The following is a 1,456-nucleotide window of genomic DNA, read 5'->3' as shown; positions in this document are numbered from 1 at the left end:
ATAGCATCTATATTTGGTAAAGCTAAATTAGATCCAACCATCATAAATGGTGGGGTAATTAATTCATTAGAAAACTCAGCTAAACTGGGAAAAAGCGAGTGGTGTGTATTAGAGTCAGATGAGTCCGATGGAAGTTTTGTAAAAGTTCCATCAACTTATGCTGTAGTAACAAATATTGATAGAGAACACATGGATTACTACAAATCTTTAAATGAACTTAAAAAGCAATTTATAAGATTTATGCTTAAAGTTCCATCTTTTGGTAAAACATTTGTTTGTCTAGATGATAAGAACATTAGAGATATTTACAAAATAGGTAAAATTAAAAACATACTTACTTATGGATTTAACAATAGTTCAAATTTTAAAATTAAAAATTGTTCATTCAAAAAAAATAAATCTATCTTTGATGTTGAAATGAATCTTCCAAATAAAAAAAAATTTGTTTTAAAAAAATTTGTGATCCCTTTAATAGGATCCCATAATATAAAAAATGCCACAGCTGCAATAGCTGTGTCCTATTTTATTGGCATATCACCAGCTATATTGAAAAATAGTCTAAAAAACTTCAAAGGTGTAGAGAGAAGATTTAACAAAATATTTACTTACAATGGTGCAGAAATTTTTGATGATTATGCTCACCACCCCACAGAGATAAGAGAGGTTTTAGATGGAGTTAGTAATAGTTATAAAGAAAAAAAAATAATATGTATTTTTCAGCCACATAGAATTTCTAGACTAAATGATTTGAAAAAAGAGTTTTGTTTATCTTTTAAAAAGGCAGATTCTGTAATTCTATGTCCTATTTATAAAGCAGGAGAAAACTTAAAAATAAATTTAAACTATGATAAACTTGCAGAAAAAATTGCCAAGAAATCTAAAGTTCAAGTATTTATGGTAAATAATCAATATGAATTAGCAAAATTCTTAAAAAAATATTTAGATGATGAGAAAATAACAATTGGAATGGGAGCAGGATCTATATCAAACTGGATTAAAGAATTGCCCAACTTAATGAGACAATGATGTTAAAAGACCTAGATACTTTTACAAAAAATATTAAAGGTAAAATAAGATTAAATTATAATTTAAAGAATCATACTTGGCTTAATATTGGTGGAAATGCAAAAATTTTTTTTGTTCCAGAAACATTAGCTGAGTTAAGAGAATTTCTGGTATATTTGAAAAAAAATGATAATGATTTTTTTCTTTTAGGTGCAGGTTCAAACTTATTGATATCAGAAAATATTCAAAATCGAATTTTTATCAAATTAGGCAAAAAATTTAATAAAATATCTTTAATGAATGACAACATTGTTATTGCCGGTTGCTCTATCTTAGATAAAAATGTCTCAGATTTTGCGACTAATAATAATTTGAGTGGTCTGGAATTTTTATCTTGTATACCTGGATCAGTAGGTGGCGGTATTAGGATGAATTCAGGTTGTTTTGGTAA

The 1,456-nt window shown here is 26.7% G+C and carries 2 protein-coding genes; both read left to right on the top strand.

What is annotated here, in order from left to right:
* Positions 1-1,026, top strand: a 1,026-nt coding sequence (locus AMN80_RS02190; protein WP_075520370.1) for a UDP-N-acetylmuramate--L-alanine ligase, incomplete at its 5' end; no start/stop codon positions are given.
* A partial coding sequence (locus tag AMN80_RS02185; protein WP_143323377.1) for an FAD-binding protein occupies positions 1,023-1,456 on the top strand: 434 nt, incomplete at its 3' end. The genes AMN80_RS02190 and AMN80_RS02185, both read left to right, overlap by 4 nt.

Origin of the sequence: Candidatus Pelagibacter communis (assembly GCF_001179985.1) — a bacterium.
In the GTDB taxonomy this organism is placed as follows: domain Bacteria; phylum Pseudomonadota; class Alphaproteobacteria; order Pelagibacterales; family Pelagibacteraceae; genus Pelagibacter; species Pelagibacter ubique_J.
This window is presented reverse-complemented; position numbering and strand designations above follow the sequence as displayed.